This window comes from Peribacillus sp. P4_C12 (genome assembly GCF_056402095.1).
Genome location: NZ_JBFUIB010000867.1, coordinates 1 through 1,172, shown reverse-complemented (window position 1 = coordinate 1,172; position 1,172 = coordinate 1). Strand labels below are relative to the sequence as shown.

The 1,172-nt window shown below is 34.6% G+C and carries 1 protein-coding gene; it reads left to right on the top strand.

What is annotated here, in order from left to right:
• The first annotated feature begins 406 nt into the window (after positions 1 to 406).
• A complete protein-coding gene (locus tag AC1DUW_RS29790; RefSeq protein WP_053344639.1) occupies positions 407 to 1,015 on the top strand; it encodes a DedA family protein in 609 nt (202 codons plus the stop codon).
• The last annotated feature ends 157 nt before the right edge of the window (positions 1,016 to 1,172 follow it).

Here is a 1,172-nt window from a genome sequence, read left to right as displayed (position 1 = left end):
GCATATGAATGGGGAAATAGCAGAAAGGGTTATTGGCGCATAGCGCATAGTCCTATTCTAGACAAAACCCTTAATAATGTTTATTGGCTCCATCATGGGTTAGTAAATCTATATGAACGATATACAAAACTACGTCAGACTTAAACTGAACCGCCGTATACCGAACGGTATGTACGGTGGTGTGAGAGGTCGGAGGCTAGGTGCCTCCTCCTACTCGATTTTATGTAACTATCGGGGCAGTTTAGTGCAATAAAAAAATCAAAAATTGGGGATAATAACCTTTAATATAGTTAAAGGTTATTATCCCCAATGAAGAGTAAATTTTCTTTTATTATTATTTAAATACTGCTGATAATAAATAATCAGAAATGATTGTTAGACATTACCTAAAAGGTGGAGTGAAAAAGTGGAAAATCATATTGCTTACCTTCTAGAACATTATGGGTACTTCGGAATTATATTTGCTTTAATCGGAGGTATTGTTGGACTTCCTATACCCGACGAGGTAATTCTTACATATATTGGTTACAATGTGTTTCAGGGTAAATTATCTTACTTAATTTCAATAGTAAGTGCCTTTGTAGGAGCAACGGGGGGGATTTCGCTTAGCTACTTCATTGGTTATAAATTTGGGTTGCCTTTATTAGAAAAGTTTGGACCAAAAATTCACATTACGGAACAAAAAATTAATAGAACAAAGAAATTATTCAAGAAATTCGGACCCTATCTTTTATTATTTGGTTATTTTATTCCTGGGGTACGGCACCTTACAGCGTATATAGCAGCTGTCAATCGCTTCCCTTTTAGAATATTTGTTGTTTACGCCTATACTGGTGCATTAATATGGAGTTTTACTTTTATCACACTAGGAAGAATATTAGGGAAAAATTGGACCAATGTTGAACTATATATGTCAAAATACAGTATTTATTTAATTACGAGTTTATTGGTCCTTTCAATATTCATTTATTTTTTATGGAAGAGAAGAAATCGATTAAGAAGGGGTATTTCATAAAAGTGACGGTTATGATGGAGGACTTTAATAAAATTATATTTAGAGCTTATAAAACTAACAGGTGCGTTAGTTTAGATCGGAGCTGTCTTTAAGGCAGCTTTATCTTGTGTGCCAGGCATGGCAACTATCTAGGTGGTGAAAGTCCACTGTGGGGGTT